Annotated in this window: 13 protein-coding genes; all 13 read left to right on the forward strand. The window is 62.4% G+C overall.

Going from position 1 to position 14,442, the window contains the following annotated elements; translation table 11 throughout:
- The first annotated feature begins 6 nt into the window (after window positions 1–6).
- Window positions 7–1,074 carry a polysaccharide biosynthesis/export family protein gene (locus MKS85_RS19270; RefSeq protein ID WP_188251347.1) on the forward strand — a complete coding sequence of 356 codons (1,068 nt, stop codon included), beginning with the start codon at window positions 7–9 and terminating at the stop codon, window positions 1,072–1,074.
- Window positions 1,075–1,076: 2 nt separating this feature from the next.
- Window positions 1,077–2,669, forward strand: coding sequence for a Wzz/FepE/Etk N-terminal domain-containing protein (locus MKS85_RS19275; protein ID WP_047228538.1), 1,593 nt, complete (start codon window positions 1,077–1,079; stop codon window positions 2,667–2,669).
- Window positions 2,666–3,769, forward strand: a complete 1,104-nt coding sequence (locus MKS85_RS19280; RefSeq protein WP_076383949.1) for a glycosyltransferase family 4 protein — start codon at window positions 2,666–2,668, stop codon at window positions 3,767–3,769. The genes MKS85_RS19275 and MKS85_RS19280 overlap by 4 nt, the downstream gene beginning before the upstream one ends.
- Window positions 3,766–5,136 carry an O-antigen ligase gene (locus MKS85_RS19285; protein ID WP_047228540.1) on the forward strand — a complete coding sequence of 457 codons (1,371 nt, stop codon included), beginning with the start codon at window positions 3,766–3,768 and terminating at the stop codon, window positions 5,134–5,136. Before MKS85_RS19280 ends, MKS85_RS19285 begins: the two co-directional genes overlap by 4 nt.
- Window positions 5,133–6,089: a glycosyltransferase gene (locus tag MKS85_RS19290; RefSeq protein WP_047228541.1), complete on the forward strand. Its 957-nt coding sequence runs from the start codon at window positions 5,133–5,135 to the stop codon at window positions 6,087–6,089. Before MKS85_RS19285 ends, MKS85_RS19290 begins: the two co-directional genes overlap by 4 nt.
- Window positions 6,082–7,218 carry a glycosyltransferase family 2 protein gene (locus MKS85_RS19295; RefSeq protein ID WP_188251348.1) on the forward strand — a complete coding sequence of 379 codons (1,137 nt, stop codon included), beginning with the start codon at window positions 6,082–6,084 and terminating at the stop codon, window positions 7,216–7,218. The genes MKS85_RS19290 and MKS85_RS19295 overlap by 8 nt, the downstream gene beginning before the upstream one ends.
- Window positions 7,219–7,229: 11 nt before the next feature.
- A complete protein-coding gene (locus MKS85_RS19300) occupies window positions 7,230–8,234 on the forward strand; it encodes a polysaccharide deacetylase family protein (protein WP_107322255.1) in 1,005 nt (334 codons plus the stop codon).
- On the forward strand, window positions 8,231–9,535 hold the full coding sequence (locus MKS85_RS19305) for a lipopolysaccharide biosynthesis protein (protein WP_188251349.1): 1,305 nt from the start codon (window positions 8,231–8,233) through the stop codon (window positions 9,533–9,535). The genes MKS85_RS19300 and MKS85_RS19305 overlap by 4 nt, the downstream gene beginning before the upstream one ends.
- Window positions 9,536–9,774: 239 nt before the next feature.
- A complete protein-coding gene (locus tag MKS85_RS19310) occupies window positions 9,775–10,464 on the forward strand; it encodes a GNAT family N-acetyltransferase (RefSeq protein ID WP_076383944.1) in 690 nt (229 codons plus the stop codon).
- Between the two features lie 214 nt (window positions 10,465–10,678).
- Window positions 10,679–11,368 (forward strand): hypothetical protein, encoded by a 690-nt coding sequence (locus MKS85_RS19315; RefSeq protein ID WP_047228547.1) that lies wholly within the window; start codon window positions 10,679–10,681, stop codon window positions 11,366–11,368.
- A 5-nt stretch (window positions 11,369–11,373) separates the two neighbouring features.
- A complete protein-coding gene (locus tag MKS85_RS19320) occupies window positions 11,374–12,552 on the forward strand; it encodes a GNAT family N-acetyltransferase (RefSeq protein ID WP_076386594.1) in 1,179 nt (392 codons plus the stop codon).
- Window positions 12,524–13,318, forward strand: a complete 795-nt coding sequence (locus tag MKS85_RS19325) for a ChbG/HpnK family deacetylase (protein WP_047228569.1) — start codon at window positions 12,524–12,526, stop codon at window positions 13,316–13,318. Before MKS85_RS19320 ends, MKS85_RS19325 begins: the two co-directional genes overlap by 29 nt.
- Before the next feature lie 96 nt (window positions 13,319–13,414).
- A complete protein-coding gene (locus MKS85_RS19330; protein WP_076383943.1) occupies window positions 13,415–14,356 on the forward strand; it encodes an alpha/beta hydrolase in 942 nt (313 codons plus the stop codon).
- Window positions 14,357–14,442: the final 86 nt, after the last annotated feature.

Here is a 14,442-nt window from a genome sequence, read left to right on the forward strand (position 1 = left end):
GACGAGATGAACGCCAGATTGCTTGTCCTGCTGCTGTTGCCGCTTGCCGGTTGCACCAGCCACACCGAAACCCGCTCCATGCCGGTGCAGATCCTTACGGCGGCACCGGCCAACGCCCAGGCCACCGACATGCCCCGGGTCGAACAGACCCTGCGTCCCCAGGATGTGCTGGATGTGATCTTTCACATCAGCACCAGCGGGCCGGATGCCTACCGGGTCCAGCCGGGTGACCAGGTGGCCTTGAACTTCACCGCCGCCAGCCAGCTCAACGGCGCACAACAGGTAATGCCCGACGGCAGTATCGAACTGCCGGGGGCCAACACCTCGGTAAAAATCGCCGGGCTGACCACGGATGAAGCACGCCTGGAGGTACAGCGTGCCTATGACCGCAAAATGCTGTTCCAGCCCAACCGCAATCAATTGACGGTGCAGGTCACCAGCCCGTTGAGCAACGAGACAAAACTGCGCAACACCCTGACCCACCCGGGCACCGGCATGAGTCGGGAGATCACCGTGGGCCGGGATGGTTACGCAAGCTTCCCCGAAATCGGTGCCGTGCCGCTGCAAGGCATGACCGTCAATCAACTGGAAACCTACCTTAACGAGCGCTACGCCCAATTGCCGGGGCGCATGTCCGTCGATGTGCTGCTCAAATCCACCGCTGGCAACGAGATCTATGTCCTCGGGGAAGTGGCCCAGCCCGGTTCCTACCCGATCCGCCGGCCGATCTCGGTCCTCGAGGCCCTGACCCTGGCCCGTGGCACCAACGTCAAGGCCCGACTCGACTCGGTGGTGATCATGCGCCGCAACGGCAATCAGGTCGAAGCCCGCCACTATGACGTGGAAAAAGCCCTGAGCGGTGACGCCTCGCAGATCGCCTACCTGCAGCCCGAAGACATGCTTTTCGTGCCCAAGACCGGGCTGGCCAAAGCCGGTGAAATGGCTCGGCAACTGGCCGACGTGGTGCTGTTCCAGGGCATGGGGGTCAGCTTCGGCTACCGCCTTGACAGCAAAGGCGACGACGGCAGATCCGACAACAACGGCAGCGCTACTTCTTCGGCAGCAGGTAATTGATCATGAACCCCAAAGAAAACTATCTGCATGAGTTCTTCAGGATTTTCTTCGCCAACAAGCAGTGGGTGAAGCGCGTCTTCCTGATCTTCGCCGTGATCGCCCTGGCGCTGCCGTTGATGCTCAAACAGAGCTTCGACATCACCGCCCAGGTCATCGTCCAGTCGAAAAAACTCTCCCAGGGCGACGCCACCACGTCGCTGAACCAGGAAGACGCCACCTTCATTCCACCGTCCCTGGCGGACATGGAAACCGAGAGCAATATCCTGCGCTCGCCGGCCCTGATCCGGCAGACCATCAGCACCCTGCGCGACCAGGGCGAGTACACCCCTAGCCCCGGCATCTTCAACAAATGGGTGAGCGAGCCGCTCAAGCACTATGTCACCACGCCGCTGCGCGAGTACGTCGTCAACCCGCTGCGCGACGGCCTGGGGCTGGAAGTCGATCCGGTGCGAGATACCACGCTCGACATGCTGACCGACGAAGCCATCGCCAACCTGAAAATCGAAACCCTGCCAGGCTCCAACGTCATCTCCATCGTCTACAGCTTCGGCGACCCGGCCCAGGGCACCCGGTTCGTGGCGCAACTGCTGGAGAACTACCTCTCCGGTCGCCAGGACCTGCAATCGATCGAGCTGCCGCAAGCCTTCTATGAGCAGAAGAAAACCCAGTACCAGACTCGCCTCGACGGACTGGAGGGCACCCGCCTGGCGCTGCTTGAAGACGTCAGCTCCTCCGATCCCAAAGAGGAGATCACCTTCCGCCTGAACGCCATCAACACCGAAGAACAGGCCTTGAACCTGTACCGCGATCGTCTGCTGCAAAGCCAACGCTGGCTTGATTACCTCAAGACCAGCCTGGCAGCGGCGAACAACTCACGGTTCAACGACTACACCTTCCCGTTCACCTTCACGACCACCATGGACAACATCGCCTTCGAAGACCGGGAAATCAAACAACTGGGCGAGCAACTGACCACTCAGGTCAGCCGCTACATGAATGATCTGGCGATCTTCCAGCCCGGCAGCGAGCCGATGCTGTTGACTCGGGAGCAGATCGCGCGCACCCGCCAGCAGTTTCTCAAAGTGGTGAGCAACCGCATCCAGGAACGCACCAACGACCTGGCAGTCGTCAGCTCGGTGATCGACCAAAAAACCGCGCGCATCGCCGAGTTCAAGGAGCGTATCCATCAGTTGCAGCAAACCCAGAGCAAGCTGCGGCAGATGGACACCGAGATCAATGCCCTGCATGCGGCATTTTCCACCTACGCCCAGCGGTTCGCCGAGAGCAGCACCGCCCGCGCGCTGGACAACGACCTGTCCAATGCTCGCGTCCTCAGCCCGCCGTTCGAACCGACCGCCCCGGCGTTTCCCAAGCCGATGCTGATTATTGCGTTCGGTCTGTTCAGCGGCTTGCTCCTGGCGATCGCCCTGGTCTATGTGCGTGAGTTCTTCGACCATCGCTTCAAGCACCCTGCCCAGATTACCCAGCAACTGGATGTACCGGTGTTGCTGGTGATCAACGAGCAGAACCCCGAACAGGTCAACCCGCACCGCAATTGGAGCCTGCCCAGCCTTGTCCATTGGGTGCGCAATTGAACGCGCCGATTGGCCCGACCTGCCGCAGCAGCGCCCTGCCGATCATTCATTTGCTCGACAGCGGCGGCTTCTACGGGGCCGAGCGGATGTTGCTCGATCATTGCCTGGCCACGCCAGGGCAGCACCAGGTGCTGTTCCTGGCGGCGCCGCCGACCTTGATCACGCGCTTTCGCCAGGCCGGGGTCGATTGCCGCCACTGCGCCAGTTGGGCCGAGCTGTTGCAGCACCTGCGCCAGCGACGGGACGAGCAGCCGCTGATCAACACCCATAACTTCAAGGGCCTGCTGTTCGGCTGGGCTGCGGCCACGCTGCTGCGCTTGCCCCTGGTCATCACTCAGCACGGCTTTACGCCTCGCAGCACCAAGCAACGGTTCTACACGTGGCTGAGCCTGCAACTGTGCCGCACCGCCTCGGTCAAGCGCGTGGTCTGCGTGGCCGAAAGCATTGCCGTGCTGCACCGCCAGGCCAGCGTGCGCGCGGAAAAACTCGACGTGATCCCCAACGGCCTGCCGTCGATCACAGCACCGCTGCCTCATCGTGACGACCGGCTGCGCTGGCGGGTCGGCTACGTCGGTCGCTTGAGCCACGAGAAAGGCCCGGACCTGTTCCTCGACGCCATGATCCCCCTGTGCCAGCGGCATGCATCGCTGCACGCGGTGATGCTCGGCGACGGCCCGGAACGTCAGGCCTTGCTCAAGCGCATTGCCGACGCGGGCCTACCTACTCGCATCGAGCTGCCCGGCTATCAGACCGACATGAACCCCTGGTGGAGTCAGCTCGACGCGCTGGTGATCAGTTCGCGCACCGAAGGCACGCCGATGATTCTGCTCGAAGCGATGCAGGCCGGAGTGCCGGTGGTGGCGTTCGGTGTGGGGGGCATTCCCGACGTGCTGCAGGACCGTCACAACGGCCTGCTCGCGACGCCGGCCGACAGCGCCGAACTAGCCCGGCAGATCGAAACACTGTTTGGCGAACCGCCCCTGGCGCGGATCCTGGCCGATAACGCGCGCCGCACCCAACGGGACCGTTATGACCTGCGCGCCCTGGCCGAACGCTGGTCGCAGCTCTATATCCGCACGGCACGGGAGGCTCGTCCATGATTGTCCCGCTCTCGATCGTCAGTCTGCTGGGCCTGGTTTGCCTGGCGTTACTGGCCAGCCCCTATCCCTTCCTGGCGCCGGGAGCGGTGCTCGGCCTGGTGGGCGTCGCCGTGCTGTACCGCAAACCCGGCTGGGGCTTGCTGGGCATTGCGGCGCTGGTGCCGTTCGAAGGTCTGTTCAAGGAGAATGCTTTTTCGGGCAGCAAATTCTTCGGCGTGGCGCTGATTCTGATCCTGATGCTGCAACTGGCCCTGCGCCAGATTCCCTCATCACGCTTGCGCAGCAATATCTGGCGGCCGCTGATCGCCTTCATGATGCTCTATGGCCTGAGCCTGATGCTGTCGCAGAACCTGGGCCTGTCCATGACCCATCTGCGCGAACTGATGGTAGGGCTGATTCTGTTCGTGATTACCCTGCTGATCGGGCGCGAGCTGAACCTGGACCTGTTCTGCCGACTGATGACCCTGAGCGTGACCACCACCTGCGTGCTGGCAATGTTTTCGGTCAAATACCAGGACCAGGGCCGCGCATCCGGCCTGCTGGAAGACCCGAACGCCTTTGCCCTGTTGATCGCCTTTACCGTGCCGATGGCGTTGTTGCTGGTGTTGCGCAGCCCGAACCTGCTACACCGATTGTTCTGGGGTGGCTGTTTCATCCTGCTGCTGGGCGGCATGACCAAGACCGAATCGCGCTCGGGGCTGGTGGTGCTGTTGCTTAGCCTGGTGATTGGTCTCTATCACTATCGTGCCCAAATGCCGCGCATCCGCCCGCGACACCTGGGCTTCGCCATGCTCGGGCTGGCAATCATGATTCCCTTGGTGATTGCGGTGATGCCGGCCGGCTACGTGGCGCGTATCCAGTCGCTGAGCATCCTCAGCGCCGGCGCCAGTGCCCACAAAGACGAATCCCTGGGCCGTCGTGCCTCGTACATCGTGGTCGGCAGCAAAATGATTCGCGAGAACCCGGTGCTGGGCAGCGGCCCGGGCACGTTCCCGCTGCACTACGCTCCCACGGGCTACGCCAAGGCGTTCTCGGCCAATCGCAAGCTGGGGGATCTGTATCGCCGGGCCCACAACACTTACCTGGAAATCTTCAGCGAGATCGGCATCCCTGGCGGGCTGATGTTCGTCGGCATGATCGGCCTGGGCCTCTACAACCTGTGGCGCGCCCGCCAGCTCTGGTTGCAACGTCGGGACTGGGTGCAGGCGGACCTGCTGACGCACCTGGGCATGAGTTTCCTGTCGCTGGCGCTGTTTTTGATGTTCCTCAGCGCCCCCAACCATAAGTTGCTGTGGATCATGCTCGCCATCACCAGCGTGTTGCGCTACGACGCCGAACAGGCAACACCGCAGGAGGCCCGTCCATGAGCCGTATCAGCATTGTGATCCCGATGTTCAACGAGGCCCGACACATTGGCCGTACGTTGCTGGCGGCGCAGGAAGCCGCTCGCCAGGCGCAACTGGACTGTGAGTTGATCGTGGTGGACAACGGCTCGGACGATCATGGGCCGCGCATTGCCAACGAACTGGGGGCGCGCGTGCTGATCGTGCCCGGCGTGCACATCGGCGCCCTGCGCAACCGCGGTGCGGCCATCGCCCATGGGGAATGGCTGGCGTTCATCGACGCCGACATCGAGATGCCGGCCAACTGGCTCAAGCTGCTGCTGGAACTCCAAGGCCAGGGCGATGTGCTGGGCCTGGACCTGGACACCCCCGCTCAGGCGCCTTGGTTCGCTCAAGCCTGGCAACGCCGCAGCCAACGCCCAGGCTCGCGTCCCTTGCACCGGGTGCAGTGGCTGCCCAGCGCCAACCTGTTGTTGCGTCGCCAGTGGTTTGAGCAGGTCGGGGGGTTCGACGAAACCCTGCGCACGGGCGAAGACAAGGATTTTTCCCTGCGCCTGCGCAACGCCGGGGCGCAGTTGCTGCTGGTCAATGAAAACGTGGCCCTGCATTGGGGTTACGAAGGCAGTTGGCGGGAGTGGATGAGCAAGGAACTGTGGCGCCAGGGCAGCCATTTGCAGTTGCTGCGCAGCCATGGTCCGAGTCTGCGCCTGCTGCGTTTTCCGGCGCTGTCCATCGGTGCCTGGGGCCTGGACTTTCTGGCGTTGGTCGCTCTGTTCCAGGGCCAGCCGCGCATCGCGCTGATGCTGCTGTTGCTGACCTCTCTGCCCGCGTTGTTCCTCAGTCTGCGTCAAAGCGGGCGTGACCTGCGCCTGACGCTGCAACTGTGGGCCTTGCACGGGGTGCGCTTGCACCTGACCGGCGCCGCATTGCTTCTCAACCTATGTCATTGGAACGTCAGGAGACCTGCCCGTGGCTGAATTTCTTTACTGGTCGTGCCTGTTGCTGCCGGTGTACGCCTACCTCGGTTATCCGTCGATGCTGAGCCTGCTGGCGCCACTTTTTCCGCTCCGGCGCTACGGGCCGGCGTTGCCGATGGACGTCAGCATTGTCATTGCCGCCCACAACGAGGCACGGCACATCGAAGAGAAACTGCGCACCTTGCTGGCCCAGGACTACCCGGCGCGCTCGCTGCAAATCATCCTGGCCAGCGACGGCTCCACCGACGACACAGTGGCCTGCGCTCGGCGGGTCATCGACCCGCGCATCACCGTGCTCGACCTGCCGCGCCAGGGCAAGGCCGCCGCCCTGAATACCGGCGTGGCCCACAGCACTGGAGAGATCCTGGTGTTCACCGACGCCGACAACCAATGGGCCGCCGATACCCTTGGCCACCTGTTGGCCCCGCTGGGCGATCCGCAAGTCGGCGCCTGTGCCGGGCACATGGAAATCCCCGTGCCGGGCAAGGGCCTGAGCCTGGGCGATAGCCTGTATCGGCACTACGAAGGCTGGCTGCGTCAGGTAGAGAGCCGCACAGGTTGCATGGTCTCGGCCGACGGCGCCTTGCTGGCTCTGCGGCGCGAACTGTTTGAACCCATACCGGCGCAGGTCAACGACGACTTCTTCCTCAGCACCTGTGCGCCGGCGGCGGGCAAGTCCATCGTGTATGCGCCACTGGCCCGGGTCACCGACCAGGGCGTGGACGAAGCCGACAAACAGTTTCGCCGTCGCCAGCGGGTCACCGTTGGCGGCCTGCAAAGCCTGGCCCAGCGTCGGCAGTTGCTCAACCCTCTTCGTCACGGGCTCTACGCCATCGGCCTGATCAGTCACAAACTGATCCGCCGTCTGGCGCCGGTGTTGCTATTGCCGCTGCTGCTGAGCAACGCCTGGCTGTGGAATGAACATCTGTTCTATCGCCTGAGCCTGGTGGCGCAACTGCTCGGCTACGCCATTGCAATGATCGGCTTACTGGACGTAGGCCACCGATTGCCCAGGCCCTTTCGCCTGGCGGCGTTCGTGCTGGTGACGCTGGCGGGCATGAGCATCGGGCTGTGGCAGTTTCTGCGAGGTCATCGTTATAGCCAATGGAACCCCGAGCAGAACCGCTAAGGAGACGGCCCATGTCCATCAAACAAGTCTGCAAGCGCACCGGCGGCTGGCTGTACCTGAACACGTCCCTGGGCCGTGGTCCGTTGCGTGGCGCCGGCGTGATTCTGATGCTGCACCGGGTCCTTAACAATGACCGCGCCGCCGAGCTGCCCCATCGCAACGAATTGTGCGTGGGACCTGAGGCTTTCGAGCGCTTGCTGATCTGGCTGCAACGCTATTTCGAATGCGTGCCCTTGATGAGCCTGCTGCTGGCCGATCCTGAAAGCGTCCCGAATCGCCCGCGAGTGGCGCTGACCTTCGACGACGGCTGGCGCGACAACGCGATGAATGCCTTTCCTTTGCTGCGCCAATACCAGGTGCCGGCGAGTATTTTCCTGTCCACCGACTTCATCGGCAGCCGCCAGCACTTCTGGTGGGAAAGCATCGGCGAAACCCTGTGGGGCAGCCATGGCCAAGTGGCGCGACACTCGTTGATCGAGCATTTGCAGCACGCCGGCCGGCCATTGCCGGTGATGCTCGATGACTTGGATGAGCAGCGCCGCAGCCTGTCGCTGATGCATTATCTGCAGAGCCTCAAGAGCCTTGACCCGCAGGTCTTGAACGACCTCACCGACGCCTGTCCCACGGGCGCCCAGCCCCAGGCCCTGGACTGGTTCCAGGTACGAATGCTGGAAGATTCCGGGCTCATCCGCTTCGGCCCCCATGGTGCCAGCCACGCGATTCTCACCGCGCTGGATGATCAGCGTCTGCACGAAGAGCTGAGCCGCAGTCGGGCGGCCCTGGAGAACGGTTGCGCCCAGCCGCTGCCGGTGTATTGCTACCCCAACGGCGATCACGATGAGCGCGTGCGTCAACAAGTGGCAGCCCACGGTTTCCCATTTGCCCTGGGCACCGAAACCGGCTTGTATCGCACCGACGGCGATCCATTGAACCTGCCACGCTTCGGCGTCAGCCAACGCAATGCCCAGCACCCTGAATTGCTGGCCTGGCGCATTCGCCGGGGGACACGCCCATGAGCCGCGGCCACTACCTCAAGCACTTGGCGCTGAGCATGGGCACGCGCCTGGCGATGATCGGCCTGCGCCTGCTGCGCAATGTGCTGCTGGCGCGGATCCTGGGGCCCAGTGAACGCGGGCTGTTCGCCCTGCTGAGCACCCTGCCGGACCTGATCAGCGCCGTCACCAGTGGCGGCTTGAATTCGGCCGTGGGCTATCAAGCGGCTCAACAACGCTCGATGGGCCTGCTGCTCAGCCAGGTGCTGGTCTTCGGCTGCCTGTTGGCCGGGTTATTGACGGTGCTGGTGGTGGCACTGGTGCGCGAATTCGGCGGCGAACTGGACATCACCACACAGTTGGGACTGTTGGCGTGGCTGCTGCTGTTGGCCGTGCCGTTGACCGTGCTCAAGAGCGGCCTGCTGACACTGCACAATGCGTCCGGCGGCGTTGGCGCCTTCAATGCCCTGCGGCTGATGGAATCCCTGGCGCCACTGTTGCTGTTTCTGGCGCTGTTCTGGATGTGGAAAGACACCGCCCTGGAGGCCGCACTGATCAGTTGGCTGGCGGGTCTGAGCCTGGTGGTATTGGCCGGTTGGGTCTGGCTGCGGCGGGACCACAGGTTCACCCTGCAATGGGATCGCTCCAACCAGAAGGAGCTGTTGCGCTACGGTGCCCGCAGCCACCCCGATTTACTGTTCCAGCAAGTGGTACTGCGCTCGGACTACCTGTTCATCGGCGCCCTGCTGGGCAGCACTGCCCTGGGCCATTACGCCATGGCCAGCGCCGCCGCCGAACTGCTGCTGATTGTGCCTGAGGCGGTCACCACGCCGCTGATGAAGCGTTTGCTACAGCAGGACTCCGACATGAAACGCCTGACGCCTCTGGCCCTGCGCCTGACCGCCACGGTCATGCTCGGCGCCTGCCTGGGCATGGCACTGATTGGTGAATGGCTGATCGTCACGCTGTTCGGCGCGGCCTACCAACCAGCCTATCCCGCCTTGCTGGCGCTGCTGCCGGGGCTGTTCGGATTGTGCTACGCGAGCATCCTGCGCCTGGATCTGCTGGGCAAGAACCGGCCCGGCACGGTTTCGCTACTGATGGGTGTGGGAGCGTTATTGAACCTGGCATTGAACCTGATCCTGATTCCGCGTTACGGCATCGTCGGGGCCGCCGCGGCGTCTTCGATCGCCTATATGGCCGTGACCGTCGCGCTACTGGCGATGTACTGCCGCCTCAGCGGCGTGGCGCTATGGCAGACGCTGATCATCCTGCCCAGTGACCTGCTGCCGATGCGGCAGATGCTGATGGGGAAATCCGCATGAACGCCGTCGTCAGGCAGATCGTCATCGCGAGCAGGCTCGCTCCCACAGTGGCCCGGCGCCGGGCACAAGAGCTGCGGCCGCTACACCTCCAATGTGGGAGCGAGCCTGCTCGCGATGGGGTCGGCCCGGTGCCGATGCAAACCCATCAGATCGGGTTTCTCCTACCCGGAGACACCCTGTTTTGCCATGGACTGGAACACGCCCCTTTTCTCCCAACAAGCCACCCGTCAGGAGGCACCATGAAGTCCCTGCAAAAATTGCGTGATCGCATCCAGAAGAAAGGCCTGCGCGCTGTGCTCAAACAGCTGTTCAGGCGCTACGCGTATTTCCACTCCCGACTGGTGTGGCTGGAGCACGATGTGCGGACCCCGCTTCCCCCGCATAACCTCAAACCCTACCCACCAATGCGCCTGGAGTTCATCACGGTCAGCAATGCCGACGCGTTTGCCCGGCACTTCGGCGACCGCGTCAAAACCATGCGCGAGCTGGCGGCGGAGGGCTACACAGGCTTGATGTACCTGGATGCTCAAGGCGACACCGTGGGTTTCGCCTGGGGCAGTACGCGAGACTATTTCGACCGCCATTTCTATCGCTGCAACTTCCCGATCCAGCCTGGCGAGTACTTTCAGTTCGGTGGCGAGATGATCCGTGCCTACTGGGGTTCCAGGATGTCGGCGGACATGCAGTTGGAAATTTGGAAGATCATGGCTGACAAAGGTTGCGACACGATGGTCGATGTCTGCGACTTGCAAAACATCCCGGCGATCAAGATGCACCTGCGCATGGGCTTCCAGGAGCGCGGCAAGATCACCCACGTGTATCGCCTGTTCGGTCACTGGCGGTTTTTCCGCGACACGTTTTACCGCGGCTCGGCACTGGGCGCTTTTCAAAAACCGGATCAGCCGGTTGCATCGACTGCGGCGGCCTGATGTCCATGGCGATCCGGCTCAAATGGTGTCGCTCCTTGCCGTCCCAGCGGTGTGGCGCCGTGGCAGACACAGATCATCCTGCCCAGCGACTGGCTGCCGATGCGCCGGAGGCTGATGGGGACATCAGCATGAGTGCGCTCGTCAGCCAAAACCCCATCGCGAGCCAGCTCGCGATGGGGGCCATTTCCCAACCCGCCACCCGTCAGGAGGCACTATGAACGTTCTGCAAAAATTGCGTGATCGCATTCAGAAGAAAGGCCTGCGCACCGTGCTCAAAAAGCTGTGCAGACGCTACGTGTTTTTTCACTCCCAACTGATATGGATGGAGCGGGATCTGGTCAGTCCTGTGCGGCCTTGCAAACTTAAGCCTTATCCACTTTTGCGCAGGGAAGTCATCACTACCAGCAACGCCGACGCTTTCGCCACTCACTTCGGCGACCGTGTCGAGACCATGCGTGAGCTGGCAGCCGAAGGCCACACCGGCTTGATGTATCTGGACGACAAGGGCAACACCGTCGCTTTCATCTGGGGCAGTCAACGCGACTATTTCGACCGCCATTTCTATGGTTGCTGGTTCCCGGTCAAGCCGGGCGAGTTCTTCGAGTTCGGCGGTGAAATGATCCGCGCCTATTGGGGCAGTCAGCTATCGGTGGATGTGCAATTGGATCTCTGGAAGACCATGGCCGACAAAGGCAGCGACAAAGTAGTCGACGTCTGCGATCTGGAGAACATTCCAGCCGTAAAACTGCACCTGCGCATGGACTATCAGGAGCGCGGACAAATCACCCACGTGTATTGCCTGTTTGGCCGCTGGCGTTTTTTCCGCGACACGTTCTATAGCGGCTCACTACTGGACCCGTTTCGCAAACCGGCCCAGCCGTCCGCCACCACTGCGGCGGCCTGATGTCCATGGCGATCAGGTTCCAATGGTGCCGTTCCTTGGGCGCGGCGCAGTTCCCTGCAACAGCTTATGAACAGCTGCGAACCCTGGTGCCCGACACTACACCGTTCAACACATTGGCCTGGCTGCAAGCGGCGGAATTTGCGCTGCTGCCAGATCAGCAGCTCAACATACTGCTTGGCTGGCAGGATCAGACACTGTGCCTGTGTCTGCCGCTCATTTCGGGGCGCGAACGTATCTGTGGGCTGCGTTTCCGGGTATTGCGTCACTTGGGCTATCCATTGGCTGACCGCATCGCGCCGCTGATACGTCTGGAAGCCGAGGGTATGGCAGAGGCGCTGATGCAGATCCGCCAACATCTGCCCCATGCGTTACTACAGTTGAATGAAGTGACCGAACCGGTGGGTGAAGGAAGCGTCCTCAGTGCCTGGATGGCCCTGAGCTCGACCGGGGAACGGCGACTCAGTTGCCGGGTGCCGGTGCATTTGATCAGCGACAGCGACCGCCAGGAGATATCCGGTGATCCGCGCTACAAGTTACGCCGGGCGCGCAAGCGGATCGCCGCATGCGGTGCCCAAATCCGCCGGGTGACACCCGATGCCATCAGCATGGGGCTGCTGCTGCACGACCTTGCCGAAGTCGAGGCAGCCAGTTGGAAAGGAGAAGAAGGTGTCGGCATTTTCGCCGACCCCAGCCGTCGGCAATGGATGAATCACGCCTTCACTGCGCTCGCCGCCGAGGGCATGGTGCGGGTGGTGATACTGGAACTGGACGGTCGCTGCATCAGTTATCGCCTCGGCCTGCTGGATCAGGGACGACTGTACGACTACAACCTGGCGTTCCTGCCACAGCATGCCGACCTGGGCAGTGGTCGGGTTCTGCTCGAGGAGTGGATTCGCTGGGGGCTGGATGACAACTGGCGCTGGATCGATGCCTCGCGGGTCAGCCTGGAGAACTCGAGCCATCAACTGCATGAACGCATGACCGGACAACTGGAGCACTGGCGTTGGAGTTTTTATTCATGGCAGCCCGATGGCCTGGTACTGGGGCTCGCCTTGCGGTTATGGAAAAGCCTGAAACCGTTACTGCGCAAGCGCCCGACCGGGCAAAGCGCGACAGCGACTTCGTCATCTACCCCCAAGCGCCAGGAGAATGTGAATGCCACGCCAAGTGATCGTCAACGCTGACGACTTCGGACTCGATCTCAACGAAAACTCCCTGATTCTGCGGGCCTTCGAGGCTGGCGTGATCAGTTCGGCCACGGCCATGGCCAACATGCCGGCTTTCGAGCAAGCTTGTGAAATGGCCCGCAAACCGCTACTCGACGGCCGAATCGGCCTGCATTTCAATCTCAGCTTCGGCCGCCCGCTGAGCCAGACCATTGCTTCGCGACCGGCGTTTTGCGACACGAACGGCGAGTTCGACCTGAACCTCTCGCGCTACTGCCTGCGCCTTGGTTCAAAGGACCTCCGCGCGGTACAGGAAGAGCTTGATGCCCAATGGCAACGCTGCCTGGACCACGGCCTGCGGCCTAGCCACCTCGATTCTCATCAACACGTACATAACATCTGGCCCATTGGAGAGCTGGTGGCCCGCTTTGCCGCCCGACACGGCGTGCCGATTCGGTTGGCGCGTAACCTGGGGGCGAATCTCAACCTGCCCAAGCGCCTGTTCAAGACCATGCTCAACCGTCGCCTGCGCAGCCTGTGCGGCGCGACAGCCGACTACGTCTGCACACCCGCCGACCTGCACCACGCCGCGCCGCCAGGTCACGGCTCGCTTGAGGTAATCGTTCATCCACTGCACCTGGATGAAGACTTTGGCGACGCGAGCCTGATGCCAGGGGACTCACTGACCCAAGTGTTGCATAAACGCCTGTCGGGCGTACCTAGGGTGGCGTACGGCGCGGCGGTGAAGGCTTTGATATTGACCCAATATGGGGATGTGCAGTGATTTAGGATACGCGACAACAAGCCATCCGAAATCCCTCCACCCTTCCAGCGAATCTGATAAAAAGCACCTTCATGCCTTGAGTAGCGAATCGCATCGATGTCTTCGTCTCTTCTCTCCCGCCTTGGGCGACGCTGGCTGGCTTTGCTGTGCATGAGCGCGATGGTGGTCGGGCTGCCGGTGGGCTGTGGCGTGTTGCAGCACAAGGAACGTGAACTGGTGTTTCGGATCGAGCCGGGTACGGCAACCTGGTTCAGCGGCTTGCCGGGCGACGTGCAGGAGTTCGACCTCAAGCCCAAGAGCTTCAAGGCCGGGGAAAATATCCACGGCTGGTGGTGGCCGGCCGAACGCAAGAACGCGCCGGCGATTCTGTACCTGCACGGGGTGCGCTGGAACCTGACCGGTCAGTTGTTTCGTATTCGGCAGTTAAGGGCCCTGGGCTTTTCGGTGCTGGCCATCGATTACCGTGGTTTCGGCAAAAGCCAGGGCGATCTGCCGTCGGAAGCCAGCGTCTATGAAGATGCGCGCATTGCCTGGCAGCGTCTTGAAGTGCTGCAACCGGACCCGGCCCTGCGGCTGATCTACGGCCATTCACTGGGTGGCGCCGTGGCGGTAGACCTCGCCGCGGAGCTTGGCCAGAAGGCGGCGAAAGACGGCAGCCTCGTGCCCGCCCGAGGTCTGGTCATCGAATCCACGTTCACCTCTCTGGGCGATGTCGCCACCGCCATGGCGAACACCTCCCTGCCGGTGCGCTGGCTGCTGTCGCAGAAGTTCGACTCCATCGACAAGATCCGCGAGATCAACATGCCGTTGCTGGTGGTGCACGGCGCCGCCGACCGCTACGTCCCACCACGCTTGAGCGAACAATTATTCAACGCCGCCCTGGAGCCAAAGCGCTTGTTGCTGGTGCCAGGCGCAACCCACAACAACAGCATGAATCTGGCGGGCAGCACCTACCGCCAAGCATTGGAGGCCCTGATGAAAGCCGGGCCATCGCCAGTGGCCGGACACCCTCCTATCAGCCCGGCCAAGGCGGGCTGATTCAACTCCGCTACCCAATCCCCCTGTGGGAGCGAGCCTGCTCGCGATGGCGGCGGGTCAGTTGGCATTAATGCGGGATGTGCCAC

Origin of the sequence: Pseudomonas sp. JL2, assembly GCF_031570495.1 — a bacterium.
Lineage (GTDB): Bacteria > Pseudomonadota > Gammaproteobacteria > Pseudomonadales > Pseudomonadaceae > Aquipseudomonas > Aquipseudomonas rhizophila.